A 26,308-nucleotide genomic window follows, 5' to 3' on the forward strand; every position below is an offset into this window, starting at 1 on the left:
TGCTAAAAATTTATAAGGTAATAAAGGGTATTTAAAAACAGGGAGGTAGCCAAAAATGCAAAATAGAAAAATAAGAAAAGTGTTCCCCAAGCGTGCGGTGTCCGGCGTCAGTCCTGAAACCAGAAGGTTTCAGGGCGGAAAGCTGCGGTCTACCGTAGGCTTCTCGGTACATGCCGAGCTTGCACAATAGTAGACGAACAGAAATCCTGGTATAAAATTTATCGGCTCAGGGACTTAACCAAACTCCGGCACCCCAGGGAACAAGTTCAGTATATAAGACATAACCCATTCCTTAAACCCTAAACGCAAAAAATTGAACTGTTCGAGCAGTTTTTGCCCGCTGGTAACTCACTATTTACTTATCATGCTACTTTTTGAGCAGGATCATACAATTAATTGGAGTTGCTTTTTATCGAGTGGTAGCATTGCCTTAACTAGCAAAGCGAAGATATAAACATGAGCGACTTACCTGACTACCAAAAAGCCCAGCTGCTTTTAGAAAAAAACGAAATTTTTGTATCGCCGGCAGAAGCGCACGGCGTAATTAGTGGATTACTGGCGTGTGGTTTAAGTATTGATGACAAAGAATACTTAGGCCTATTAAGCGATGTATTTAATGACGGCCAAGCGTTTAGCAATGACCTAAAGCAGTTTTTTGGCACCATTTACAAGCAAGTAGTGGCAAGCTTTAACGATGAAGCTTTTGCGTTCGACTTATTTTTACCAAGCGATGATGAAACACTCATCGATCAAGCTAATGGCCTCGTATCATGGGTTGCAGGTTTTATGCTTGGTTTTGGTTTAAAACAAAAAGATTACGGTAAGTTATCGGCAGATGTAAAAGAAGTTATTAGCGATTTTAGCGAAATTACACGCCTAGATACCATGTTTGACGAAACCGAAGAAGACAGCCAAGCCCTTCATGAAGTAATTGAATATGTACGTGTGTCGGCATTGCTTTGTTTTGCCGAACTTGGCAAAGAAAAAGCACCTAAAAAAACACTACATTAATTTAAAATATAACGGGTTGTTAAAGCATGGTTGAAATACAAAAGTCAGAATTTAAAGCTCGCCGTGAGCGCTTACTTGCACAAATGGATGCAAACAGTGTGGCCATCATTCCTGCTGCCAGTGAAGTTACTCGCAGCCGCGACACCGAATATGCCTTTAGACAAGACAGCGACTTTTTTTACTTAACCGGCTTTAACGAACCCGATGCTGTTTTAGTGTTGTGTAATAACAGTGATACACCCAGTACCTTATTTTGCCTTGATAAAGATAAGCAAGCCGAAATTTGGCATGGCCGTAGAATTGGCTTCGAAAAAGCTAAAAGTGAGTACTTATTCGACGAAACTTACGCATTAAGTGAGCTAACTGAACAATTATTAGATTTGGTTAACGGTCAGCAGATTTTATTTTATGCACAAGGCGCTTACCCAAGCTTTGATAGCAAAGTATTTACCTTGTTAAGTACACTTAGAAGTGGCTCGAGAAAAGGCCTAAAAGCACCAAGTACCATAAAAGAGATACGTGGCTTGATTCATGAAATGCGTTTGTTTAAATCGCCAAGCGAAGTAAACATTATGCGTGAAGGTTGCGAGCTAAGTGCTCGCGGGCACATGCGCGCAATGCGTTATTCCCACCCCGGTGCTACTGAGTTTCAGCTAGAGGCAGAGCTGCATCATCATTATGCAATGCATGGTGCCCGCCACCCAGCATACGGTACTATTGTTGGCAGTGGCGATAACGCTAATATTTTGCATTACACGCAAAATAGCGATGTGTTAAAAGATGGCGACCTAGTATTAATTGATTCAGGTTGTGAGTTACAAGGTTACGCTGCCGATATAACTCGCACTTTTCCGGTAAATGGCAAGTTTAACGAGGCGCAAGCCGCGCTTTATAACATTGTACTTAAAGCACAAGAAGTGGCTTTTGAAGAAATTAAACCCGGCGGGTTTATGTCGCACGCCAATAAGCGTGCAATGCAAGTGATGACCCAAGGGTTACTTGATTTAGGTATTTTAACTGGCGACTTTGATGAGCTAATGGCAAAAGGTGCTTGTAAAGAATACTACATGCATGGCCTTGGCCACTGGTTAGGCCTTGATGTTCACGATGTAGGTGATTACAAACAAAATAACGTTGAGCGTGCATTTGAGCCAGGCATGGTTTTAACCATAGAGCCAGGGCTTTACATTAGTGAAGACTCAAACGCACCACAGCAATATAAAGGCATTGGTATTCGTATCGAAGATAATTTACTTATTACTGAGTCAGGGCATGAAAATCTCACTCTTAGTGTGCCTAAAACCATAAACGATATAGAAGCACTTATGCAAAGTGCAAAAAACGCATAAGCTTGGAGAGTAAAGTGGCTAAGCAGTTTGACGTTGTAGTTATTGGAGGCGGGCTTGCAGGGGCGAGTTGCGCGCTAAGCATTGCTAAAACAAATCCATCACTGACTATTGCGGTAGTAGAAGCAAACCAAGTAACAGACGATTACCACCCAAGTTTTGACGACAGAAGTATTGCCCTTGCACAGCAATCGGTTGAGTATTTACAGCAGTTACACTTATTTGAGCAAAGTGCGCCATACACAGCAGCTATAAAAAAAGTCAGCGTGTCAGATCGGGGTCACTTTGGTAAAGCGCATATTAATTGCGACGACTTTGCTAAGCCCTCATTAGGTTACGTCGTTGAGGTAAACCCATTTGGCCGAGCGCTTTACCAGCGCTTAACGCAAGTAAGCATCACACTTTATTGCCCCGATAGCGTAAGCGCTATTAAGCAAAGCCTAAACAGTAATGAGCTTACTTTACAAAGCGGCGAGCAATTAAATACTAAGCTACTTGTTATTGCCGATGGCGCACAATCTCCAACCCGTAACTTACTTGGTTTAGGTTTTAATACTCAGCCCTACGAGCAAGGCGCTATAATTGCCAATGTTGAAGTAGCAGGCGGGCATAACAATCATGCTTATGAGCGTTTTACTGAGCACGGGCCTATGGCGCTTTTACCAATGAGCAATAGTCGTTACTCATTGGTGTGGTGCATGACACAGCAGCAAGTTGAGCAGTATACCGCCCTAAATGAAAGCGATTTTTTAAACGCACTACAAAGTGCATTTGGTTACCGAGCAGGGCAATTTACAAAAGTGGGCACACGCACAAGCTACCCGCTTGTTTATGGCCAAGCAGAATCATTAACGGCGCATCGCACGGTAGTAATTGGTAACGCTGCTCATGCTATTCACCCCATTGCAGGACAGGGCTTTAATTTAGGCCTGCGTGATGTACAAGTACTTAGTAATCTAATTGCAACAAGTAAAAACGAGTTAGGCAGTTATGCGTTTACCCGTGAGTATTCACAAAAACGCAGTAGCGATATAAAGACTGTAATGACATTAACTGATGCACTGGTTAGGCTTTTTTCAAACTCGTCACGGGTTTTAGCATTTGGGCGCAGCATTGGGCTTTTCTCAATGGATTTATTTCCTGCATTAAAAGCACCGTTGGCAAAGCAGCTAATGGGGCAAGTTAAACAAGGTACACGTTTATGAAGCAAGCACAGGTTTGTATAGTGGGTGGCGGCTGCGTAGGGTTAACCCTCGCGTTAGGACTCGCTAAAGCCAATGTAAGTGTTGTGGTGTTAGATGCTGCGCCTAAGCAATTACCGCCAAGTGATGAGTACGGATTACGCGTAAGTGCGTTGAGCATAGCAAGCCAAACTTTGTTTGAGCAATTAAACGTGTGGCCACACATAATGGCAGAGCGAGCGTGTGCCTATACGCATATGGACGTACGCGATGCCGACAGCTTTGGTAAAATAGCCTTTAATAACGAGCAACTTGAGCTTGAACACTTAGGCCATATAGTAGAGAACGATATAATTCGTTTTGCACTTATAAAAGAGCTAGCGCAACAGCCAAGTGCCACACTCATGTTTGATACGCAGTATCAACAAATACACCAAAGTGAGTCCGACGTATTTGTAACCCTTAAAAGTGGTGAGCCTATTATTGCTAAACTGCTGGTGGCGGCCGATGGCGCAAATTCGGCTATTCGTAAACAATTTAATATGGCGCTCAGCTTTAAAGATTACGATCACCATGCACTCGTTGCTACAGTAAAAACCAAAGAGCCACATACAAACACTGCGCGCCAAGTGTTTTTACCAACAGGGCCACTAGCATTTTTACCACTTAGCGATGCCAATACCCATTCTATTGTGTGGTCTACCAGCCCTAACCATTGCGATGAATTGCTAGCAATGGACGACACTACTTTTAATAAAGCCGTAATGGCAGCCATAGATGGCCAATGCGGGCTGTGTGAAGTGCAAAGTAAACGCGCAGCATTTTCACTTAAAATGCGCTACGCCCAGCAATGGGTAAGCGGCAAAGTAGTATTAATGGGCGATGCAGCACACACCATTCATCCATTGGCAGGGCTCGGTATGAATCTAGGCCTAAAAGACGCCGCGTATCTAATTGAGCTTTTAACACGGGATAGTAAAGAGTTTGCGAGTACCCGTACGCTTCGCGATTACGAGCGCACCCGCAAGCTTGACGCGCAAAAGCACATAGCCATGATGCAAGGGTTAAAAGACTTATTTGAAGGTGCAAATCCGGTTAAAAAACTTATCCGTGGAGTAGGGCTGTCACTCGTTGATAATCTAGGCCCAATAAAGCACCTGTTCGCAAAAGAAGCGATAGGCAAATAACGTAGGTTGGGAAGAGCGAAGCGAAACCCAACAGATAAAGTAAAGTGGTTAGTTTTTAGCTATCAGCTTTCAGCAAAGAAAAACCGATATTTAATTTAAACATCGGTTTTTTGTTTTTAAGTGGCTTTAAACAGATTAAAAGCAACGTTTTTTCCGCAAGTAAGCTTAGCGTCTACATGCCAAGTTTAACACTGAGCTTACTTTAACTGTAGGCGTTTAGCTTGCTGACGCGACGAGCGTAGCTCGTAGTTATAGTTAGTTAAAAAGCGCTTAGCGCTAAATCAATTATAAATTTGCTTGAGCTTCTTTCACCATATCTTGTAGTGCATCAATTAACAGTGGATCTCTGGAGTTTTGTTTAGCAAGTTCTAATGCGTGTTTCATGCTAGTAACAGCCTCTTTAAACTGTTTATCGGCCGTGTAGCCTTGCGATAACCGCATGTGGGAGTAAGCAGCATTAGGGTAATCACGCGTAAAGTGTTTAAGCGTAGTTATCGCTTTTTTAGTGTTACCAAATTTTTGCTGTCGATGAGCAAATTCTACGTACACATCTTGTGGAATTTTAAGCTCAAAACCGTACTTATCACTCAGTGCTTGGTAGTAACCGGTAATAAGCGATACATCAGCAAATTTTCCGTGCTCGTCAGTCACTTTAAATATTAGGTCGCTAAATAGGTTAATTAGGCTATCGCTGAGGGCTGGTAGTATGGTGCCCATATGAGTAAATGTAGGGTAATGCTTATATTCCCATTTTAGCTGCGTAGGCATTTGTTGTTCTAAATTTACTAACGTATTTAATACACCGGTATAAAAACGTGACCCTTCACTTGCTACACTAATAAATAACTCTTGAGCGCCTTTAGGGTTTTTAGTGTATTTAATAATATTATTTTTTAACTCTTCGTCACTCCACCAACTATTTGGGCTAATAGCTATGTAGTTGTTAAATAATTCCGGCTGATTAACTAAAGTATAAAGCGCCAATGTACCCGCATTAGAGTGACCAATTAATGTAGTGTAGCCGTTAGTTGAGTAGTTAGAGTTTATGTATGGCATGAGTTCGTCAGACACAAAATTTAAAAAATTGTCGGTTTGCCCAGCGTCAGGCCACTTATTTTTTACAAAGGTTTGAAACTCAGTTTTTGGCTCACCTTGTACTTTAGGTAAATAATCACGAACACGGTTAGTTGTATCCACACCAACAAGCATGGCATTAGGTATCTGCTCGTAATCAACAAGGGATTTTATAACGCCAGATGCTGTATGAAAGTGCTCAACACCATCAAGTAAATAAATAACATAAAGCGGTTGATCGTCTTTTACAGTGTCAGGTATGAAAATTCTGATGGGCCTATCTTCATTAAGTATTTTTGATTGTAGAATGACTTTTTTACCAACGGTTATATCGGTTGTAGCGGTGTCTGCGTGGCTTAAAAAAGAGGTACTAAAAGTAAGTGCAAATACAAGCGGTAGTAGGAGCTTCATAAATATCCTTATTAAATAATGTGTTGCTCAATAATTGCACGGCTTTAGGTTTGAGTAAATGTTTATATTTTAGGCGCAAATGGAGGGGTAAGTAATTAAAAGCTGCGCTTTTTACGCAAGCAAGCTTTGCGTATCTACACGCAAACCCAATGTATTTATCGTAATTCTGCTTGTTGATATAAAGCGGACGCATACTAATATCACCCTGATAGCTGATAGCTGATAGCTGATAGCTGATAGCTGATAGCTGATAGCTGATAGCTGATAGCTGATAGCTGATAGCTGATAGCTGATAGCTGATAGCTGATAGCTGATAGCTGATAGCTGATAGCTGATTTATTAAAGCTTAAAAAAACCTGCTTGCTTAATTATCCATCTAAGCGTAAAATGCGCGCTCATTTCGGCTTTTACACTATTAATTCCTTGCCTTAAACCGACCGGCCGAAACGGTAGAAGGCTCTATTAACCGTAAGGAATATCCATGCGTCATTACGAAATCGTATTCATGGTTCACCCTGATCAGAGTGAGCAAGTATCTGGTATGATCGAACGTTATACTGGTTCTATCACTGAAGCGGGTGGTACTATCCACCGTCTTGAAGACTGGGGCCGTCGTCAACTGGCTTACCCAATCAACAAGCTTCACAAAGCTCATTATGTTCTTATGAACGTTGAAGCACCTACTGAAGTAATCAGCGAGCTAGAAACTACTTTCCGCTACAACGATGCAGTGCTTCGTAACTTAGTTATGCGTACTAAAAATGCAGTAACTGAAGCGTCTCCTCTTGCAAGAGAAGAGAAGAAAGAAGCACCAGCTGCTTAATTGTTTTGAGTCCTAGCATGGCACGTAGTCAGCAGTTAGTGTAATGGTTAGCCCATATATGAATCAGCTGGTTATATCGGGGGTTGTTTGTAAAACACCCAAGTTTAGCCAAAGCCCTGCAGGCATACCGCATTGTATTTTTGTTGTAGAACATAAATCGATGCAAACCGAAGCAGATCTTAACCGTAATAGTTACGTTAGGCTTCAGGTTGTTGCCAGTGGTAAGCAAATGCAACAACAGACTCAACATTTGCACGTTGGGCAGGCATTGCAAGTGAGTGGTTTTTTAAATCGCCACGAAGGTCGTAACGGCCTTAGCCAATTGGTTTTGCATGCTCAGCATATAGAAAGAATTATTTGAGGAATTAATCTCATGGCACGTTATTTCAGACGTCGTAAGTTCTGCCGCTTTAAAGCGGAAGGCGTACAACAAATCGATTACAAAGATCTAGCTACTCTTAGAAACTATGTTACAGAAAGTGGCAAAATCGTACCTAGCCGTATTACAGGTACTAGCGCTAAATACCAGCGCCAGCTAGCAACTGCTATTAAGCGTGCTCGCTACTTAGCCCTTCTTCCATACACTGACTTACATAAGTAAGCAGCGGATTAACAGTTTTTAAAAGGTGTAGAAACATGCAAGTTATTCTACTAGATAAGATCGCTAACCTAGGTGGCCTAGGTGACCAGGTTGTTGTTAAATCTGGCTTCGCACGTAACTTCCTTTTCCCGCAAGGTAAGGCAGTTCCTGCAACTAAAGCAAACATTGAAACGTTTGATGCTCGTCGCGCAGACTTAGAAGCGAAAATCGCTGAACAGTTAACTGCAGCACAAGCACGCGCTGACAAACTAGAAGCATTAGCAGAAGTTACTTTAGTATCTAAAGCTGGTGACGAAGGTAAGCTATTCGGTTCAATCGGTACTCGTGACATCGCTGACGCTATCTCAGCTGTTGGTGTTGAAGTTGCTAAATCAGAAGTTCGTTTACCTCTAGGTACTATCCGTGAGACTGGCGAATTTGACGTTGCAATCGCAGTACACTCAGACGTAACAGCTACTATTAAAGTAATCGTTATTGCTGAAGCTTAATTTTTAATTAAGCCCAAAAAGCCGTGCTTTTAGCGCGGCTTTTTTGTATCTAAAATTCTTCTCTAATACTTCTTTATAAAATTATTTCACTATTTTTATTCTTTGTTTAAACCTTTTTTGCCTGTCTTTGCGTCTTACTTATCAATAAACTAAAAACATAAAAATAACTAAAAGGCGACGTCACGGATGTTACACGTTAAACCCGAAAACGCACCCATGTGCGAAGCTGCATTAATTGAGCAGGTTAAGTCGGGCGACCAAAGTGCATACAAAGCGCTCTATGAGCTGCATATAAAGCGTGTATACGGTTTATGTTTGCGCTTACTGGCCGATGAAGCGCACGCTGAAGATGCCGCCCAAGAAGTGTTTGTGCAGGTGTGGCATAAAATAGCGCAGTTTGACGGCCGCTCACAATTCTCTACTTGGTTACATAGCGTAGCAAGCAACATTGCGATTAGTTATGTACGCAAGCACAAAAGCTGGTTAAACAAAGTAGTGAGCATAGAGCAAAGCGGTATGGATGAGCAAAGCGCACAAAGCTGTAAGGGCCTCAATGGGCTCGATAAACTAATAGTTCGTTTGCCAGAGCGTGCCCGTATGGTGTTTGTTTTATATGCCATTGAAGGCTACCGCCACGAAGAAATAGCCAAGCAATTAGGTATGGCTGTGGGGTCAAGTAAGTCCCAATACCATAGAGCAAGGCAGTTATTACAAGAGTGGTACGAGTATGAGTAAACAAAATTTTGATGACTACTTAAACAAGTCTTTAAATAACTTAAATAAAGACATAACACCTAATAAATCGCTATGGGCGGGGGTAGAGCACGCCATAGTTGCAGGCAAACCAACGGCAAATAAAACGCCATTATGGCCTAAGTTAAGTGCTATTGCTGCGTGTAGTGTAGCGGCGTTATTAGCAATAAATATGTTTATAAAAAATAACGAGCCAAGCCAAGTGGTGGCTATGAGCGATTACTTTAAAGCGCAAAAGCAAAGTTTATTAGTGCAGTACAAAAACCAACATGCACTAACCAATAACTGGCAAGCACAGCTAGAAGAGCTTGAAGAAGCTGAACAAGCAATTAAACAAGCACTTGAAAACGAGCCACAAAATCAGGCGTTACTGACTATGTTGGCACAGGTTTATCAGCAACAACTCGACTTAATTAACAAGGTGCATGCACCGCGTTGGCAGCAAATATAGGGGAATAACATGAAAGCAATTTTACTTGGGCTAAGCCTATTACCACTAAGCGTTTTAGCGGGTGAAAAAATAGATAAGCAAATAGAGGTGCCAAGCGGCGGCACTATTTTTATTGAAAACCAACGTGGCGATGTAAACATAACTGGCTGGGATAAAAACGAATTTAAAGTATCAGGCGAGCTTGATGATAAAGCACAAGGGTTTGAGCTAAAAACCACGGGCGATAAAACCGAGTTTATAGTAAAAATGCCACGTAATTTGGGGTGGGGCAACAATGGAGATGGCTCTAACTTAACTGTATTTATGCCAAAAAGCAGTCATTTAGAGTTTGCCGGCGTAAATGTGTCGGTGACTGCAAAAGCACTAAAAAAAGGCGCTGAGGTTGATGTAGTTAACGGTGAAATTACGGTAGATGATATTAGCGGCACTGTTAAATTGAGCACCGTAAATGGCGATGTAAATGCACAAAACTTAAGCGGTAATATTCAATTTGAAACCGTAAACGGTGAAATAAACGATAAGCAATCAAGCGGAGAGTTACGTTTTAGCGCTGTAAATGGCGATATCAAATCAAGCACAACCGCAAACGATGTGCGATTAGAAAACGTAAATGGTGATATTGGTTTTACATTATCGAGCATTAAAAGCTTGCGAATTAACACCGTAAACGGTGAAGCTGAAATACGTATTAGTGAGCTGTTGAAAGGCGCTGATGTACGCTATGAGTCGGTAAGTGGCGATGCTGATTTTTATTTTCCGCAAAACGTATCTGCCCAGTTTGAAATTAAAGCCCATGCAAATGGTAAAATTATTAATAAAATTACCAGCGATAAAGTAACTAAAGCTAAATATGGTCCCGCAAGCGATTTAGAGTTTAGTGCCAATGGTGGCAGCGCAAGTGTTGAAATGGATACCATAAGCGGGCGCATTGAGCTGCGAACTAAATAACGCTTAATACCGTTAATGATTACAAAAAGCAGGAAAAGATTTCCTGCTTTGCTATTTGCACAGCCCCGCCAAGTCGATAGAATAGAGCCATTCAATTTTAGTACTGTGAAGTTATGGCCAAACCAGATAAGCAAGTCGATACCCTTAAAGTCCCTCCCCATTCAATAGAAGCTGAACAATCTGTTTTAGGTGGCTTAATGCTTGATAACCAAGCGTTTGACCGCGTAGCAGAGCTGGTTGTTGCGCAGGACTTTTATACCCGCACCCATAAGCTTATTTTTGAAGCCATGACCGCACTTGCTGAAGTGGGCGATCCGATAGATTTAATTACAATTTCAGAAAGCCTTGAAAAAAATAACCAACTAGCAGGTATTGGTGGTTTTGCGTATTTGGCCGAGATAGCTAAAAACACCCCAAGTGCTGCGAATATTGATGCATACGCTAATATTGTGCGTGAGCGCGCGGTAGTACGCGAAATGATTGGCGTAGCTAACGAAATAGCCGAAGCCGGTTTTAACCCAGAAGGGCGCACCAGCCACGACTTATTAGATTTTGCCGAGAGTAAAGTATTTAAAATTGCTGAGCAACGTACAAAAAGTACTGAAGGCCCGCAAAGCATTCATAACATTCTTGAAAAAACCGTCGATAAAATCGAAGAGCTATACCAGTCGCCGCAAGACGGTGTAACCGGTGTAAGTACCGGCTATGCTGATTTAGATAAAATGACAGCAGGTATGCAGCCTTCTGATTTAATTATTGTTGCAGCACGTCCTTCAATGGGTAAAACCACCTTTGCGATGAACCTTGCAGAGCACGCCGCAATGACGCAAGACAAGCCTGTGCTTATTTACTCACTAGAAATGCCCTCAGAACAAATTATGATGAGGATGCTCGCGTCACTTGGTCGTATTAACCAAACTAAGGTACGTACCGGCCAGTTAGATGATGACGATTGGGCACGCCTTTCATCAACCATGGGGTTGTTGATGGAAAAAGGCAAAATGTATGTTGATGATGCATCAGGGCTAACCCCTACCGATGTACGTTCACGTGCAAGGCGAATAGCGCGCGACCACGGTGGTATTAGTATGATCATGGTCGATTACCTGCAGTTAATGCGCGTACCTAGCCTATCTGACAACCGTACCTTAGAGATTGCCGAAATATCGCGTTCATTAAAAGCGCTCGCAAAAGAATTACAGTGCCCGGTTATAGCGCTTTCGCAGCTAAACCGTACCCTAGAGCAACGTGCTGATAAGCGCCCAATAAACTCTGATTTACGTGAGTCGGGCTCGATAGAGCAAGATGCCGATTTAATCATGTTTATATACCGCGATGAGGTATACAACGAAGACAGTACTGAAAAAGGCATCGCCGAAATTATCATAGGTAAACAGCGTAATGGTCCTATTGGTAAAGTGCGCTTAACCTTCCAAGGGCAATTTTCTCGCTTTGATAATTACGCGGGGCCAGCAGTTGATGATGAATACTAATGCGCTTAGCCACAGCCGAAATTAACTTAACCGCCCTTGCGCATAACTTATCGCAAGTAAAACATTTTGCGCCAAGTAGCAAAATAATGGCGGTATTAAAAGCCAATGCATATGGGCATGGTTTAGTGAAAATTGCCCAGCACTTAAATAGTGCTGATGCTTTTGCAGTTGCCCGAATTGATGAAGCCCTCGCACTGCGCGCCGGTGGCTTAACAAAACCAATAGTGCTGCTTGAAGGGTTTTTTAATAAAGCCGACTTGCCTATTTTATTGGCTAATAATTTTCAAACTATTGTGCACGACGAAAACCAGCTTGCAGCAATAGAAAGTGCCACCTTAGATGCGCCAATTACTTGCTGGCTAAAAATAAACACCGGTATGCACCGATTAGGTATAGCACCTGAGCAGTTTGAAGAATTTTATAGCCGCTTACAGCGCACACCCAATGCTAAAAGTACCATTAATTTAATGACTCATTTTTCGTGTGCCGATGATACACATAATGCTAAAACGGCTCAGCAAATTAGCTTATTTGATTCGCTTGTAAAGGGGATAGACCAAGCGCATTGCTTATCAAATTCGGCCGGTATTATAGCTTGGCCAGCAGGGCATGGTGATTGGATACGTCCTGGGCTTATGCTTTATGGGGTGTCGCCAATGGCAAACAGTACTGGGCAGCAGCACAATTTAAAACCCGTCATGCGTTTAACCACAAAGGTGATTGCAGTGCGTGATGTTGCCGCACATGAGCGAGTAGGGTATGGAGGCCGTTGGCAAAGTGATAAACCGACCAAATTAGCCGTAGTGGCTATGGGTTATGGCGATGGCTATCCGCGTCATGCCAAAGAAGGCACACCAGTTATGATTGCTGGGCAGCGTTACGGTATTGTAGGAAGTGTATCTATGGATATGATAAGCATTGATATAGGCGCAAACGAGCACAATGTTAAAGTAGGCGACAGCGTTACCATGTGGGGGCCGGAGCTGCCGGTTGAAGAAATAGCCCACTGCGCCGATACTATCCCTTACGAATTGCTATGTAATATTACACCGCGCGTAAGTTACGAGTACCAGCGATAGTTAATAAGTGATATTTATTCTTTAATAAAGTAAATGTCACTAAAGCCCATACGGGCAAATTCTTGGTCACGAAAGTTACGGACAGCAGAAGAGCCTTTTGAGGTCATTTCTATTTGGCGTACCATGTTTAAGTAGTTAGTTAAATCAATACCTTCGGCAGCGGCAATAGCTTGATACATGTCGTGGTATTTGTCTTTTGCGAAGTTAATTTCGCGCGGTTGGTTTTTAAATGTATAGGTTATTCTGCGTGCCATAATAAGCTCAGCTAATTGAGTGTGAGTGTAATTTTACACTGTATTGAACTGGCATTGAACGATTTGTTGAAATCAAATAATTAAAAGTAGAGTTTAAAATGAAATTATCAGTAGAGATCAGTAAATACCCACTTCATCAAGATTACATCCCGTTTATAAAAGGTTTTATTGACCGCTTAAACGAATACGACAACTTAAAAGTGATCACCAATACGCTTTCTACGCAAATTTTTGGCGATTACGATTTAGTAATGCAAGTGCTAAACACCGAGATTAAACGCTCGTACGAAGAGTTTGGTAAGGCTATTTTTGTTTGTAAGTTTTTATCTGGCGATTTATCTCCAGCGTAATCGCCTTTATTTAACGTGTATTAAAAACGGTAACCGCACACATGGATTTTTTAACACAAACCTTAAGTGGTTTTACAGCAATGTCGCATTGGGAATATATTGCGGTAGGGTTGTCTATTGTTTATTTATTACTGGCAATAAAAGAGAGCCTATGGTGCTGGCCTGCCGCTTTTTTTAGCACGCTTATTTACACCATAATGTACTGGAATGGCGCGCTACTTATGGAGTCGCTACTCAATTTTTATTACATGTATATGGCTGTATTTGGCTGGATGGTATGGCGCAAAGGCAAAGCAGACAATATTAGTATTACCTCATGGTCTACACAACGCCACGCCATTCTTATAGGTGCAACGAGCTTAGCGGCCATTATTATTGGCTATGTAATGCAAAACTACACCCATGCCGATTTTGCCTACCTAGATAGCTTTACAACCTGTTTTGCGGTGGTAACTACGTATTTGGTTGCTAAAAAGGTACTCGAAAACTGGCTATATTGGATTGTTATTGATGCAGCCTCTATGTATTTATATTACGAAAAAGGCTATTACCCAACGCTCGCGCTATTTATTTTCTACACTATTATGGCCGCGTGGGGATTTAAAACCTGGTACGAAGAGTACGAGCAAAGCCAAGCTAAGCCATTAGCGCAATTATAACGTATGCACCGTAATCCACATATTGCCGCGTTATGTAGTAAGTTTGTGGCACCTGAGCAGGTGCTACAAACCACTAAATTAGTGAATGGTTTAAGTAACGACAATTACCTCATAAAAACCGCACAGCAAGACTACTTATTGAAATGCTACAAATCGCATTGGCCTAAAATAGGGCTACAGGCCCAAACTGCACTTAGCCAGCATAACGTTTGCCCTAAACCCATTTGGCTCGATAAGAACAACAGACGAGCTGCATTTCGCTATATTTGTGGTGATATTGCTACTAATACCTACAGCATCGACTTGGTTGAAAAATTGGCACGCGTTCATAGTTATCCGCTAGCTACACAGCCTATGGATATTGCAAAAGAGCTTGTGTATTACGCTAATAGCGACATATATCAACAGCACAGCCGCGTAATTAAGGATACGCAAAACGCCATCAGTGACATGCCCTACAACAGTGGCTTTTGTCATAACGATTTAGTTAAAGATAACCTAATAGTAAATACAAGTGGCATGTATTTGATTGACTTTGAATATGCGCAAACAAACGACGTATATTTTGATTTAGCAGCACTTGCGGTCAGCTTAGAGCTAAATGCGCACGCAGAGCAGACTTTGCTTGAGCAATATAGCACCCAGCAAGCAGTACCCACTGAGTTTTATTGCTCTTATGACAAGCTACGTTACTTTAAAGTGGTGTTTTTGGTGTTGTGTATAGGGTGGTATGAGCAGCGCGACATAAATAATAAGGCAAGCACATTACGCGCGCAGCTAAATAAGTTATTAAGCGAGATAAAAGCTTAAAGCCCGCCAAAACGCGCAGCAAGCTCTTTGTACTTTGCTACTTCGTCAGCATCAAATTGGGGTTCACCGTTTTCATCTTCAGACTTGGCAATAAGCAAGCTCTCACGAGCAAGGCGTTTTACCCGCTCGGCTTTTACACCTAAAAACTCAGCCACTTGCTCAGTCGACATTAAACTCATAATTACATCCTCTATATAATCCGTAAGCATTTAGAATATGTTGCCAAACGGTTACTATTTTTTTATCGAATACCAATAAATAGCTTGTTTTTGGCAAGTTGTGAAGTGTTTTATCAAAAACAGTTTGATTTATAGGCATATAACTCAATGATGCTGGTATTTATTTAAAGATCTCTTTATTATTGCCAGTGCTAAAACATTGATATCGCGAGTTAGTGTTTTAGCAACAAATGTGCTCTTGTGGTGAAATGGATATCACGTGGCCCTCCGGAGGCTAAGTTCTAGGTTCGATTCCTAGCAAGAGCGCCATTTGCTTTTATGTGTGTACCTGTCTACCGATAACCTCATTTACTCATCCTTTATAGTTATATAGTATTGCTTGCAACTCAAAAAGTAGACTTTTAGGGTTAAATAATGCTATTTAATAGGCATATTTAATTGTAGAAAACGCTTCTGCTATGCTCATCGCGTTACCCATTTCAGAGCTCACCCCAGGTATGTTTGTTGACAGTGTTACCAAACAGCATGAAGGGCTCAACAGTATAAAAATAAAAACCAGTGGCTTAGTGCGAAACCAAGCAATTATAAAACGCTTAGTAACCGAAGGCGTTTTAGAGCTGCTTATCGACTTTACCAAGGGCGATGCCGCCATACCCGATAAGTACAAACCTAAGAAGAGTACAGCATCACAAAAGCCCATAACTTCAAGTAGTAAAACAAAGCCCCCCGCGGTAAAACCTGCAATTACCCTTGAACAAGAATTTGCTAAAGCTAGCATTAGTTTTGAGCAGCACAATCGTAAACTGCAAGCTTTGTATGGCGATGTAACCACAGGGTTGTCGGTTAATTTAAAGGTGATTGATGAAATGGCTAACGATATAGTCAGTTCGGTATTTAGAAATACCAGCGCAATGACCATTTTAACTCGCGTAAAAGACAAACATAGTTACAATTGGCGCCATATGGTTAACTGCGCTATTTTCACTGCTGTGTTTGCTAAGTATTTAGGGTACAAAGAAGAAGCCGTACAGCAGCTTGCTATGGGCGCGTTACTTCACGATTTAGGTCAAGCTAAACTCCCGCAGGGGATTATTTCTAGGCCAAGTAAACTCACAGGCAGCGAAATGGATATTATTAAGCGCCATGTGGCTCAAGGTTTAGGCTTGGTTAAAGGTGAAAAAGGCATAACCCCGCTTATACTCGACATGATAGTTAACCATCATGAACGTTTAGATGGCTCAGGCTATCCGCGTGGTATTACAGCTGAAAAGCTTAGCCGCCCAGCGCGCATTATGGCGATTGTTGATGTGTACGATGCGTTAACAGCCGACAGGCCACATCAAGAAGGGGATGAACCCATAAATGCGCTGCGTTATTTGTTAGCCCATAAAGAGCTGTTTGATGCAGAGCTGGTGCAACACTTTATTAAATGTTTAGGCGTTCACCCTGTAGGCACTATTGTTAAACTAACCAATGAGCGATTAGCGCTAGTACTTGAAGGCAACAAATTAAATCCTATCAAGCCTAAAGTTAAGCTATTTTATAATGCTAAGCATGGGCACCACGTTACCCCTAAAGACTTAGATTTAAATGAGTCTGATCAAAGTATTAAAATAGTGTCGAGTATCAAGCCACTTGACTATCAAATTAATTTGGCTCGTTTGTTAAAAGAGCATTTGTTGAACTAGCATTTTTACAACGCTTAAGTTTTTTGCGCCTAGCAGAAATATAAGCACCTAAAAAGCAGCTAGCCATTAACGTAAGCCATAGCAAAGTACCCAGCTCGACATGCAGTGCAAAACAACAAAAAGTTAAAGATACCAGCGCATTGATCATAGCCCCCAGCCAATAATGATTTACAGGGTTATCACATTGCCCAGCTTGAGTGCAGGCACAATAATTTGCTTTATAAAAACAAAACACACTGGCGCCGCAAAAAGTCAGCCCCGCCATAATAAGTAAAATGATCACACTTTTTAGCTTCCTTGGTGATTTTGCAATGAGTTTAAAATGCAGCTAATTACAAGTCAATCTAAATGATAATTAATTACAATTAGAGTATAAACTCTAATAACATATTTCTCATCCGATGAGTTTTAAATAGTTGTTAAATCATCGTTAAAAAACGTGTTTTTTGCTGTTTTTTGACGCTTTGTTACAGTTTTTTATAAAAAATTAAGGTAGTGTAGCCAAGTTTAAAATCCTAATAACAACACATAGATACCCAAACAGCAGTTTGGTTAAGGACTTAACAATGAAATTTACTAAAACTCTAATCGCAGCTTCGCTTGCGTTAGTATCTGCAGATACATTTGCTGCTGCGTTTCAGTTAGCTGAGCAAAACGCATCAGGCCTTGGCCGCGCATACGCCGGTGAAGCATCTATCGCTGACGACGCGTCAGTTGTTGCTCGTAACCCAGCTTTAATGACGCTTTTTAAAGATAAGCAATTAAGTGTTGCAGCTATCGGTGTAGTACCAGATGTAAGCATTGAAGGTGAGTCTACTAACAACGGTATAGACCCAAGTGCGTTAGATGACGATAGCATTGCGCCAAGCGCTGTGGTACCAGCAGCTTACTTTACTATGCCTTACAACGATAAAGTATCGGTAGGTTTTGGTGCGTTTTCTAATTTTGGTTTATCTACAGAATTTAACGATGACTACGTAGCGGGCCAAATTGCTGGTGAAACAGAAATTTTGACCGTTAACTTTAATGCAAGCGTTGCATACAAAGTAACAGAGCAATTTAGCTTTGGTGTTGGCTTAAACTATATTTATGCTGATGCAACGGTAATTCGTAAAGTAGGCGCTAATGCAAGTGGTATTGATTTTGGTGCAGATGCAGTAAACCTTCAAGGTGATGACACCGGCCTAGGCTTAAATGTGGGCTTAATGTACCAATTAGACGAAAACAGCCGCTTTGGTTTTAACTACCGCAGCGAAACAGATATTACATTTGAAGGTGACTTCTCTAATGATTTACCAGTAGCTGCAGGCGGCACTGGCGGTGCAAAACTACCGGGCTCTGTAGAGCTGACTTTACCTGCTATTGCTGAATTTTCTGGCTCACACCAGCTAGATGAAAAACTAGGCGTTCACTACAGTGTATTATGGACAGGCTGGAGCAGTTTTGAATCGTTAGAAGCGCAAGTAACAGCGCCTACTGGCGACAAGTTTGTTGCATTTGAAAAGCAAGAACAGTTTGATGATGCATTCCGTTACTCTATCGGTGCTGATTACCAATACAACGAAGACTTACTTCTTCGTGCAGGTGTAGCGTTTGATGAGTCGCCAGTATCACAAACGCATCTTTCTATCTCTATCCCAGATACAGATCGCTTTTGGTTCTCGGTAGGTGGTAACTACGCAATCGATACGCAATCAAATGTTGATTTAGGTGTAAGTGTTGTTCGTGGTAAAACACAGAACTTTACTGAAACTGATGATTCAGGCAGCCAATGGGGCTTTGAGTCAAAAGGCCATGCTGTTGTAATTGGTGCTCAGTACAACTACAAATTTTAATGTAGTTATGCCTTGTGGTTAATCGCAAGGCACAAAAAAGCCGCTCACTTTAACAGTGAGCGGCTTTTTTAATACCTATTAAATAGTGTTAATAGGTATTCTTATGAAAGCTTATAAGCTTTCTATTTTAGTTTTTTGCTCAAGTAGCTTGGTTTTAGCATCAGTGAATTCAGCTAATTTAGCATTTTCTTTTGCAAGTACGGCTTCAGGTGCGTTATTTACAAACTTTTCGTTTGCTAGTTTATTTTGCACTTGGGCTAGGCCTTTTTCTGCTTTTTCGAGTTGCTTGTTAATACGAGCAAGCTCGGCTTCAACATCAATTAAGCCCGCCATAGGGATCATAATTTCAAGGTTGCCAACATAAGAGGTTGCACATGCGGGTGCGTCGTCTTTGTTTTCAAGCAGGGTGAAAGATTCAAGTTTAGCAAGCGAGGCAATAAATGACTCGTTCTCGTTAATACGGCGCACGTCATCACTTGATGCATTAGCCAGCAACACGTTAAGTGGCTTACTTGGGCTAATATCCATCTCACCACGAATAACACGGATTGCTAAAATGAATTGCTTAACCCACTCTAAGTCATCCATCGCTTGTGCATCAACGTTTGCTTCATTATAAACAGGGAAGCCCTGTACCATAATACTGGTGCCTGTTGTTTCAAGCCCTGCAAGTGGTGCAACGCGCTGCCAAATAGTTTCGGTAATGTATGGCATCATTGGGTGCATTAAGCGCAGTAGGCTCTCAAGTACGGTAATTAGCGTATTACGCGTACCGCGTTGCTGTGCTTCATTGCCTTTAAATAATACCGGCTTAGTGAGCTCTAAGTACCAGTCACAGAACTGGTTCCAAGTGAATTCGTAAAGTGTATTAGCCGCTAAATCAAAGCGGTAGTTATCAAGGTGTTCGGTGTACGTTTTAACTGTTGCTTCAAATTGACCTAATATCCAGCGATCAGCTAACGAGAGCTCTTTTTCAGCATCGTTGAAGCCACAATCTTGCTCTTCTGTGTTCATCAATACGTAACGGCTCGCGTTCCATAGTTTATTACAGAAGTTACGGTAACCTTCAAGACGGTTCATATCCCAGTTTATATCACGACCGGTTGATGCCATTGCTGCAAGGGTAAAGCGAAGCGCATCGGTACCGTGTGCTTCAATACCATTTGCGAAAACCTTACGTGTGTCTTTTTCAATTTTAGCGGCAAGTTTAGGCTGCATCATGTTGCCAGTACGTTTTTGTACTAAATCTTCAAGCTCAATGCCGTCAATCATGTCCAGTGGGTCAAGTACGTTACCTTTTGACTTAGACATTTTATCGCCGTTATCGTCACGTATCAGGCCCGTTACATACACGGTTTTAAATGGTACTTGTGGTTTACCGTTTTCGTCTTTTATAAAGTGCAGCGTCATCATAATCATGCGCGCAACCCAGAAGAAAATAATATCAAAACCCGTTACCAACACGTCAGACGGGTGGAAGGTTTTTAAATCATCCGTGTTTTCTGGCCAACCTTGGGTTGAAAAAGTCCAAAGCGCTGACGAGAACCAGGTATCAAGTACGTCTTCGTCTTGGCTTAGTGCTACGCTATCTGCAATATTATTGTCGCGGCGAACTTCGGCTTCATCGCGGCCAACGTATACGTTGCCTTCGCTGTCGTACCAAGCTGGAATACGGTGACCCCACCAAAGCTGGCGTGAAATACACCAATCTTGTACGTCGTTCATCCACGAGAAGTACATGTTCTCGTACTGTTTAGGTACAAATTGAATGTCGCCGTTTTTAACTGCATCTTTTGCAGGTTCAGCAAGTGGCGCAACACGTACATACCATTGGTCGGTAAGTAGTGGCTCAATGACCACACCAGAGCGGTCGCCGTAAGGAACAGTAAGGCCATGATCTTCAATTTTTTCTAAAAGCCCAAGCTCTTCAAATTCGGCCACAATAGCTTTACGTGCGTCAAAGCGGTCAAGGCCATGTAAACGCTCAGGAATTGGCGCATCAAACGCAAGCTCTTTACCGTCAAAGGTGTATGTTTCACCTTGGCTAAGAATAGCTGCGTTTTTATCGAAAATATTGATCATTGGCATTTTATGACGCTTGCCAACTTCGTTATCGTTAAAATCATGCGCAGGGGTTATTTTTACACAACCTGTGCCTTTGTCTTTATCGGCATGTTCATCGGCAACAATTGTGATACGACGGTTTACTATAGGCAGTAAAATCTCTTTACCGATTAGGTCCTGGTAGCGCTCGTCGTCTGGGTTTACTGCAACACCTGAATCACCTAGCATGGTTTCTGGACGAGTTGTTGCTACAACAATGTAGTCTTTGCCGTCTTGTGTTTTAACGCCATCAGCTAGTGGGTAACGTAGGTTCCACATGTGGCCTTGTTTTTCTTTGTTTTCAACTTCAAGGTCAGAAATAGCCGTGTGTAGTTTTGGATCCCAGTTTACTAGGCGCTTACCACGGTAAATTAGGTTTTCTTTGTGCAGACGAACAAATACTTCTTTAACCGCTTCAGATAAGCCATCGTCCATCGTAAAGCGTTCACGGTCCCAATCAACCGATGCACCAAGGCGACGAAGCTGCTTAGTAATTGTGCCGCCCGATTCGTTTTTCCATTCCCAAATTTTATTAATAAAATCTTCGCGGCCTAAATCGTGACGTGTTTTACCTTCTTCTGCATGCAGTTTACGCTCAACCAACATTTGCGTTGCAATACCTGCATGGTCAGTACCTACTTGCCATAATGTGTTGTTACCTTGCATACGCTTAAAACGCGTTAGGGTATCCATTATTGTATCTTGGAAGGCGTGGCCCATGTGTAAGCTACCGGTGACATTTGGCGGCGGGATCATAATTGAATATGGGGTGCCTTGGCCAGATGGCTTAAAGTAGCCTTTTTGTTCCCAGTCTTGGTATAGCGACTGTTCAATATCTTGCGGATTGTAGGTTTTATCCATTACACAGAACCTTAAATAAGTACTTAAATTAGTTGGTTAGCTTTGCCTATGTGGCTAGCTATTAATCTCTTGCGTGCTGATATTGGCACCAAGTTGGCGCAGCTTTTTAAAGCGCTCACGAGCGGCTTGCTTAGCTACAGACTCTACTGGTACAAAATCAAAAACTTGGCTAAAACGCCTAATAAAATCAGGCAGGTTATTAGCTAAGTTAATTAAAACGTTACGTTTGCCAACAGGAGGCGTGGTGCCTATTTCTACTGGTGCGCCGGCTTTAGGGCCTTCGCCTTGCAGGTTATGCGGCACAAAACTGTCGGGATCAAATGCCCAAATGGTTTCGTCAATGGCATAGGCGGTGTGCTCGTTATCAACAAAAATAAACACACGATTCCCTAATCGATACTGCTCTGCGGCAATTTGAGCTGCTAAAGCAAAATGATCATCAGCCTTCGCTTTAGACTCATCTGGTTGCTTTAGAACGAAAAATTGGGCATTGATGTTCATTGTATCGGGGTTTCCCATGACATTGAATGTGTACATAGTTGATACACATAAATTAAGAGGCCGATTTTGCCATATAACGGGGTTTGCTTCAATTAATACACAGATAATTACAGCAATAAAAAAGGCGCCAAACGGCGCCTTAATACAAGCTTTGTAAGTTATTAATCGTGCGCGGCTTCGCTAACGCCAGCGCGGTTTAATAAATACTGAGTAAGCATAGGAACAGGGCGGCCCGTTGCGCCTTTTTTAGCGCCACTGCGCCACGCGGTACCGGCTACATCTAAATGAGCCCAGTTATACTTTTTAGTAAACTTAGATAAAAAACACGCTGCGGTAATAGTACCTGCAGAGCGCCCACCTAAGTTTGTAAAATCGGCAAATGGGCTATCTAGTTGATCTTGATAGTCATCCCACAGCGGTAACTGCCATGCACGGTCGCCGCTTTGCTCAGACGCTTTTAATAAGTCATGCGCAAGTGGGTTATGGTTTGATAGTAAACCTGTAGCATGTGCACCAAGAGCAACAATACATGCGCCTGTAAGTGTTGCAACGTCAATCACTGTATCTGGGTCAAAGCGCTCAACATAAGTGAGTGCATCACACAATACTAAGCGGCCTTCTGCATCAGTATTAAGTACTTCAACGGTTTGCCCCGACATGGTTGTTAAAATATCACCTGGGCGATACGCGTTAGAGCTTGGCATGTTTTCACAGCCGGCTAACACACCAATCACGTTAATAGGTAGCTGCATTTGTGCTAATGCACGCATAGCGCCAATAACACCAGCAGCGCCACCCATGTCGTATTTCATTTCATCCATGGCTTCGCCAGGTTTGAGTGAAATACCGCCTGAGTCAAACGTTAAACCTTTACCTACCAGTACAATTTGGGCTTGGTCATCGGCTGCACCTTTGTAGTTAATAATCGACATTACCGACTCGTTATCACTACCACGACCAACCGCTAAGTACGAGTTCATACCTAGTTCGGCCATTTTTTCTTCGCCAATAATGTCAACGGTGATATTGTCAAAATTGTTAGCTAGCTCTTGCGCTTGTTCGCCTAAATAAGCAGGATTACAAATGTTAGGTGGCATGTTGGCTACGTCTTTACATAGCTTACTTCCTGCGGCAATGGCTAAACCATGCTCAATAGCGCTTTCACCAATGGTTAGCTCGCGACGCGTTGGTACGTTAAACACAATTTTACGAAGTGGACGACGAGGGTCTACTTTTTTGCTTTTTAGCTGGTTAAATGTGTATAGGCAATCTTGTGTTGTTTCTACCGCTTGGCGAACCTTCCAGTAGGTATCACGACCTTTAACATGTTGCTCGGTTAAAAAGCACACCGCTTCCATTGAGCCTGTTTCGTTTAAGGTATTAATTGTTTTAGAAATTATTTGCTTATATTGCTTATCATCAAGCTCGCGCTCTTTACCACAGCCAACAAGCAATACGCGCTCGCTTAAAACGTTAGGTACATGATGCAATAATAAAACTTGCCCCGGCTTACCTTCTAAATCGCCACGGCGTAGTAAATTTGAGATATAACCATCGCTGATTTTATCGAGTTGTTCACCAATGGGGGATAACCTACGTGGTTCGTAAACGCCAACGACGATACACGCGCTACGTTGTTTTTCTGGGCTACCACTTTTTACGTTAAATTCCATTGTTACTCCTGGTTGTGAGTCATATACGTTATTAATAGGGGCTAAAAAAATAAAATCTAGTCTTAGCTACGTAACTTATGTAGGGATAATCTTAATTTTAGCTGATTTTTTCTGACTCTTACTGTGTAATTGAACTTTATATGTTTAAGGGCTACTAATGCAACAATATATCGTGCACTTAGGTAGGATAATTAATTTTGTTAGCTTATAATAACGACTTATTTACCAGATAAAACTGAGTAAAATAGCTACTTTATTATCAAATTATCACTATTGTTGTGAAATTCTATGTTTAACAGGGGCGAGCATTGCTTATTTTTCGTTATTTGACCGCTGAGGTTTTAAAATCGCAGGTCGCCGTATTTTTAACTTTAATGACCATTTTTGTGTCACAAAAGTTTGTGGTTATTTTAAGTGATGCCTCAGAAGGGAGCATTCCTGCCAAATTAGTATTATCGATGATTGCGCTGAAGTTGCCGCAATTAGCGTCGCTGATCCTGCCTTTGAGTATATTTTTGGGTATTATTTTAGCCTACAGCCGCATTTACGCCGACAGCGAAATGACCGTTCTTAAAGCCTGTGGGGTGAGTGAATGGTATGTGGTACGCGTTACTTTAATTTCGAGTGTGGGGTTGGCTATATTAGCAGCCTCTCTCACCATGTATCTTGCGCCATGGGCGAGTGAGCAAGAATACCAATTAAAAGAGCAAGCCAAAGCCGATGCAGGTTTATCAGCTTTAAGGGCTGGGCGTTTTCAACAAACCGGTAATGAAAAAGCCGTGGTGTTTATTCACAACATTGAAAACGGCGGTAAAGAGCTTAACAAAGTATTTGTAGCACAACTTCCGGATACCGAAACAGACGATTTAGCGCGTTTAGTTTATGCTGAGCAAGGCGTAGTGGTAGAGGCGGTAAATGGTGAGCAACAATTAGTGCTTACCGATGGTAAACGCTACGAAACCGATGGCAAAACACCGGCCCTTAATTTAACGCAGTTTGATGGCTATAGCGTACAAATACGCGAGCAAGAAATAGAGCATCAACGCCGTAAATTAGAGGCAATCCCCACTAATCAACTATTACCTCTTAACACCTCTGAGTCTATAGCTCAGTGGCAGTGGCGTATTGCAATACCGCTTTCTATTCCGTTACTAACCTTAATAGCGGTGCCGCTGAGTGTGGTCAATCCGCGCCAAGGTAAATTTGCTAAATTAGTGCCAGCCATTAGCCTGTACTTAGGTTATTTTATTTTACTCAATGCTGCAAAATTTGCCGTAGAAGATGGCAAAATACCGCCTTCAATTGGTTTATGGTGGATTCACTTAAGCGCTTTATTTATAGGTGGTTTATTAATTATAAAAGGGCGTCCTCTGGGTGCATGGCTTAAAGCTGTTGTAACTAAACGGGAGTTAAGCGCATGATGAAAACACTCGATTGGTACTTAGGCCGCAGCATTTTACAAACCACAGGGTTTGCTTTGCTGGTGTTAGTAGGTATTAGCACATTAATTAAGTTTATTGATCAGCTAAAGTCGGTTGGTCGGGGCAGCTACGATTTAATGACCGCAATGCTTTACACCTTTTACAGCATGCCGGGGGATTTAGTTATATTCTTCCCTATGGCCGCGCTTATTGGTGGTTTAACAGGCTTAGGTGCACTGGCTTCAAATAGTGAGCTGGTGGTAATGCAAGCTGCAGGAATGTCGCGCTTGCAAATTATAGGTTCGGTAATGAAAACCGCGGTGGTTATGGCCCTATGTATGATGGCTCTTGGCGAGTGGGGCGCACCAGAGGCGCAACAACACGCCAAAGAAATGCGTAATCAAGCCATCCATGGTGGCGATGTATTTAATGCGCAAAAAGGTGTATGGGCTAAAGATGGCAACAACTTTATTAATATTGAAGATGTAGATCAAAGTGGCCGCTTAAACGGTGTACATATGTATCACTTTGACAAGTCACTCGATTTAACTCAAATTACCAAAGCTAAAGTGGCCATTGGCCGTGATGAAGGCTGGCTATTACGCGATGTAAATAAGGTTCATATTAGTGATGAGCAAATAAGCAGTGAGCACGTTGATGAAGAGTTTTATCCCTCGCAGTTAACGGGCGAAAAGCTTGGCGTTGTATCGGTAAAACCGGAGTCACTTTCTTTTACTGGGCTTTGGTCATACTTAGGGTATTTACAGCAAAATGAGCAAGATACTAGCACCTATGAACTAGCCTTGTGGCGTAAGTTAATGCAGCCAGTGTCTGTTGCCGTTATGCTGCTGGTTGCATTGTCGTTTATATTTGGCCCTTTACGTACCGTTACTATGGGAGCACGTATTATTATGGGTGTAGTAACGGGAATTGTGTTTCATTTAACAAATGAGATATTTGGTCCTGTGGTAATGGTTTATCAAATACCCGCTATTATAGGTGCGGTGCTGCCAAGTATACTATTCATAGGCTTTGCTACGTACATGATGAATAAACGGGTATAGCCGTTATAAGCGCTTATTTAATACTAAAAAAGGTGACCTATGGTCACCTTTTTTGGTTTTTAAT

At 42.0% G+C, this 26,308-nt stretch carries 27 protein-coding genes, 1 tRNA gene and 1 other RNA gene; 21 read left to right on the plus strand and 8 right to left on the minus strand.

From position 1 onward, the window contains the following. Positions 1-79: 79 nt before the first annotated feature. Positions 80-263: non-coding RNA, 6S RNA (ssrS, locus tag QUE46_RS03410), on the minus strand. Positions 264-456: 193 nt separating this feature from the next. On the opposite strand from ssrS, the gene QUE46_RS03415 reads away from it, so the two are divergent. The 4 genes from QUE46_RS03415 to QUE46_RS03430 are packed head-to-tail and all read left to right on the plus strand — an operon-like array spanning position 457 to position 4,725. Beyond that, positions 457-1,011: a UPF0149 family protein gene (locus QUE46_RS03415; RefSeq protein WP_004589599.1), complete on the plus strand. Its 555-nt coding sequence runs from the start codon at positions 457-459 to the stop codon at positions 1,009-1,011. Positions 1,012-1,037: 26 nt separating this feature from the next. Further along, the gene (gene pepP, locus QUE46_RS03420; RefSeq protein WP_286246218.1) at positions 1,038-2,360 is read left to right on the plus strand and encodes a Xaa-Pro aminopeptidase; all 1,323 of its coding nucleotides are present in this window, start codon (positions 1,038-1,040) and stop codon (positions 2,358-2,360) included. Between the two features lie 14 nt (positions 2,361-2,374). Further along, entirely contained in the window at positions 2,375-3,562 is a 1,188-nt protein-coding gene (gene ubiH / locus QUE46_RS03425) for a 2-octaprenyl-6-methoxyphenyl hydroxylase (RefSeq protein WP_286246219.1), read from the plus strand. Beyond that, positions 3,559-4,725: an FAD-dependent monooxygenase gene (locus tag QUE46_RS03430; RefSeq protein ID WP_286246220.1), complete on the plus strand. Its 1,167-nt coding sequence runs from the start codon at positions 3,559-3,561 to the stop codon at positions 4,723-4,725. The genes ubiH and QUE46_RS03430 overlap by 4 nt, the downstream gene beginning before the upstream one ends. A gap of 285 nt (positions 4,726-5,010) precedes the next feature. On the opposite strand, the gene QUE46_RS03435 is transcribed toward QUE46_RS03430, so the two are convergent. Continuing rightward, complete coding sequence (locus tag QUE46_RS03435; RefSeq protein WP_286246221.1) at positions 5,011-6,210, minus strand: alpha/beta hydrolase-fold protein; 1,200 nt, start codon at positions 6,208-6,210, stop codon at positions 5,011-5,013. A gap of 481 nt (positions 6,211-6,691) precedes the next feature. Here QUE46_RS03435 and rpsF point away from each other — a divergent pair, with 481 nt between their 5' ends. The 9 genes from rpsF to alr all read left to right on the plus strand — a co-directional run bounded on the left by rpsF (position 6,692) and on the right by alr (position 12,846). Continuing rightward, complete coding sequence (rpsF, locus tag QUE46_RS03440) at positions 6,692-7,033, plus strand: 30S ribosomal protein S6 (protein ID WP_004588455.1); 342 nt, start codon at positions 6,692-6,694, stop codon at positions 7,031-7,033. Between the two features lie 43 nt (positions 7,034-7,076). Beyond that, the gene (gene priB / locus QUE46_RS03445; RefSeq protein ID WP_004588456.1) at positions 7,077-7,394 is read left to right on the plus strand and encodes a primosomal replication protein N; all 318 of its coding nucleotides are present in this window, start codon (positions 7,077-7,079) and stop codon (positions 7,392-7,394) included. A gap of 12 nt (positions 7,395-7,406) precedes the next feature. After that, entirely contained in the window at positions 7,407-7,634 is a 228-nt protein-coding gene (gene rpsR, locus QUE46_RS03450; RefSeq protein ID WP_002962753.1) for a 30S ribosomal protein S18, read from the plus strand. Between the two features lie 35 nt (positions 7,635-7,669). Next, entirely contained in the window at positions 7,670-8,122 is a 453-nt protein-coding gene (gene rplI / locus QUE46_RS03455; protein ID WP_089346781.1) for a 50S ribosomal protein L9, read from the plus strand. Positions 8,123-8,308: 186 nt separating this feature from the next. Continuing rightward, positions 8,309-8,857, plus strand: a complete 549-nt coding sequence (locus tag QUE46_RS03460; protein WP_286246222.1) for an RNA polymerase sigma factor — start codon at positions 8,309-8,311, stop codon at positions 8,855-8,857. Further along, the gene (locus tag QUE46_RS03465) at positions 8,850-9,326 is read left to right on the plus strand and encodes a hypothetical protein (protein WP_286246223.1); all 477 of its coding nucleotides are present in this window, start codon (positions 8,850-8,852) and stop codon (positions 9,324-9,326) included. Before QUE46_RS03460 ends, QUE46_RS03465 begins: the two co-directional genes overlap by 8 nt. A 9-nt stretch (positions 9,327-9,335) precedes the next feature. Then, positions 9,336-10,274, plus strand: coding sequence for a DUF4097 family beta strand repeat-containing protein (locus tag QUE46_RS03470; protein WP_286246224.1), 939 nt, complete (start codon positions 9,336-9,338; stop codon positions 10,272-10,274). A 113-nt stretch (positions 10,275-10,387) separates the two neighbouring features. After that, complete coding sequence (gene dnaB, locus QUE46_RS03475) at positions 10,388-11,767, plus strand: replicative DNA helicase (RefSeq protein WP_004588461.1); 1,380 nt, start codon at positions 10,388-10,390, stop codon at positions 11,765-11,767. Next, complete coding sequence (gene alr, locus QUE46_RS03480; RefSeq protein ID WP_286246225.1) at positions 11,767-12,846, plus strand: alanine racemase; 1,080 nt, start codon at positions 11,767-11,769, stop codon at positions 12,844-12,846. Before dnaB ends, alr begins: the two co-directional genes overlap by 1 nt. 14 nt (positions 12,847-12,860) lie before the next feature. Here the strand turns inward: alr and QUE46_RS03485 are convergent, their stop codons facing one another. After that, positions 12,861-13,100: a DUF2960 domain-containing protein gene (locus QUE46_RS03485; protein WP_004588463.1), complete on the minus strand. Its 240-nt coding sequence runs from the start codon at positions 13,098-13,100 to the stop codon at positions 12,861-12,863. Positions 13,101-13,198: 98 nt separating this feature from the next. Between QUE46_RS03485 and QUE46_RS03490 the strand changes: the two genes are divergently transcribed. From QUE46_RS03490 to QUE46_RS03500, 3 genes are read left to right on the plus strand one after another with little or no spacing between them, the layout of a single operon-like run. After that, positions 13,199-13,450: a hypothetical protein gene (locus tag QUE46_RS03490; RefSeq protein ID WP_055015263.1), complete on the plus strand. Its 252-nt coding sequence runs from the start codon at positions 13,199-13,201 to the stop codon at positions 13,448-13,450. 41 nt (positions 13,451-13,491) lie between these two features. After that, positions 13,492-14,109 carry a nicotinamide riboside transporter PnuC gene (gene pnuC / locus QUE46_RS03495; RefSeq protein ID WP_286246226.1) on the plus strand — a complete coding sequence of 206 codons (618 nt, stop codon included), beginning with the start codon at positions 13,492-13,494 and terminating at the stop codon, positions 14,107-14,109. Between the two features lie 3 nt (positions 14,110-14,112). Then, complete coding sequence (locus QUE46_RS03500) at positions 14,113-14,919, plus strand: phosphotransferase (RefSeq protein ID WP_286246227.1); 807 nt, start codon at positions 14,113-14,115, stop codon at positions 14,917-14,919. Here the strand turns inward: QUE46_RS03500 and QUE46_RS03505 are convergent. After that, a complete protein-coding gene (locus QUE46_RS03505) occupies positions 14,916-15,098 on the minus strand; it encodes a hypothetical protein (protein WP_024031630.1) in 183 nt (60 codons plus the stop codon). The genes QUE46_RS03500 and QUE46_RS03505 overlap by 4 nt on opposite strands. Positions 15,099-15,332: 234 nt before the next feature. On the opposite strand from QUE46_RS03505, the gene QUE46_RS03510 reads away from it, so the two are divergent. Together QUE46_RS03510 and QUE46_RS03515 are read left to right on the plus strand one after the other, a co-directional pair. Further along, positions 15,333-15,407: transfer RNA gene (locus QUE46_RS03510), tRNA-Arg, on the plus strand. A gap of 149 nt (positions 15,408-15,556) precedes the next feature. Next, positions 15,557-16,786, plus strand: coding sequence for an HD-GYP domain-containing protein (locus QUE46_RS03515; protein WP_286246228.1), 1,230 nt, complete (start codon positions 15,557-15,559; stop codon positions 16,784-16,786). Here the strand turns inward: QUE46_RS03515 and QUE46_RS03520 are convergent. Then, positions 16,746-17,069 carry a hypothetical protein gene (locus QUE46_RS03520; protein WP_286246229.1) on the minus strand — a complete coding sequence of 108 codons (324 nt, stop codon included), beginning with the start codon at positions 17,067-17,069 and terminating at the stop codon, positions 16,746-16,748. The two genes, QUE46_RS03515 and QUE46_RS03520, sit on opposite strands and share 41 nt — an antisense overlap. 283 nt (positions 17,070-17,352) lie before the next feature. On the opposite strand from QUE46_RS03520, the gene QUE46_RS03525 reads away from it, so the two are divergent. Then, positions 17,353-18,621: an outer membrane protein transport protein gene (locus QUE46_RS03525; protein ID WP_286246230.1), complete on the plus strand. Its 1,269-nt coding sequence runs from the start codon at positions 17,353-17,355 to the stop codon at positions 18,619-18,621. A 111-nt stretch (positions 18,622-18,732) separates the two neighbouring features. Here QUE46_RS03525 and QUE46_RS03530 read toward each other — a convergent pair whose 3' ends face one another. The 3 genes from QUE46_RS03530 to pepA form a co-directional block, all read right to left on the minus strand. Then, entirely contained in the window at positions 18,733-21,585 is a 2,853-nt protein-coding gene (locus QUE46_RS03530; RefSeq protein ID WP_286246231.1) for a valine--tRNA ligase, read from the minus strand. A 54-nt stretch (positions 21,586-21,639) separates the two neighbouring features. Further along, on the minus strand, positions 21,640-22,086 hold the full coding sequence (locus tag QUE46_RS03535) for a DNA polymerase III subunit chi (protein ID WP_286246232.1): 447 nt from the start codon (positions 22,084-22,086) through the stop codon (positions 21,640-21,642). A gap of 161 nt (positions 22,087-22,247) precedes the next feature. Then, positions 22,248-23,759, minus strand: a complete 1,512-nt coding sequence (gene pepA / locus QUE46_RS03540) for a leucyl aminopeptidase (protein ID WP_286246233.1) — start codon at positions 23,757-23,759, stop codon at positions 22,248-22,250. Positions 23,760-24,067: 308 nt separating this feature from the next. On the opposite strand from pepA, the gene lptF reads away from it, so the two are divergent. Continuing rightward, positions 24,068-25,180: an LPS export ABC transporter permease LptF gene (gene lptF, locus QUE46_RS03545; RefSeq protein ID WP_286246234.1), complete on the plus strand. Its 1,113-nt coding sequence runs from the start codon at positions 24,068-24,070 to the stop codon at positions 25,178-25,180. Further along, entirely contained in the window at positions 25,177-26,244 is a 1,068-nt protein-coding gene (gene lptG / locus QUE46_RS03550; RefSeq protein ID WP_286246235.1) for an LPS export ABC transporter permease LptG, read from the plus strand. Before lptF ends, lptG begins: the two co-directional genes overlap by 4 nt. Positions 26,245-26,308: the final 64 nt, after the last annotated feature.

This window comes from Pseudoalteromonas sp. MM1, from assembly GCF_030296835.1.
GTDB lineage: Bacteria > Pseudomonadota > Gammaproteobacteria > Enterobacterales > Alteromonadaceae > Pseudoalteromonas.